The following is a 371-nucleotide window of genomic DNA, read 5'->3' on the forward strand; positions in this document are numbered from 1 at the left end:
TCTTTGATGAGCATGGTGAAAAATGCGATATCGGAAATGTTAAAATTGGTTTTGTAGGTCAAAAAGAAGAAGTAAGCACTTATTCATTAATAGATAAAAAATTCAGTCAACTCCCTGAAATGTTTTTTTCCTTAGGTGAAAGCATTGACTACTATGTTAATCTCAGCAAATTAAGCGATGGTTTTAAACATAACCTTCTTAAAGCTATTCAGGATTTAGTAGTATGGCCAAATCGATTAGCCGACATTGAAAATGAAAGCGTCCTTAACACCTCATTACTTAGAGGGGTAACTCTTTCAGAAATTCATGGACAGTTCGCACGTGTGTTAAATGGTTTGCCAGAATTGTCAGATTTCCACTTTTCATTTAAT

Annotated in this window: 1 pseudogene; it reads left to right on the plus strand. The window is 34.0% G+C overall.

The window, feature by feature from the left end:
- Nucleotides 1-371 (plus strand): annotated as a pseudogene (locus tag EMN46_RS19805) (hypothetical protein); the annotation flags it as partial.

It is taken from the genome of Ancylomarina sp. 16SWW S1-10-2 (genome assembly GCF_009669305.1).
GTDB lineage: Bacteria > Bacteroidota > Bacteroidia > Bacteroidales > Marinifilaceae > Ancylomarina.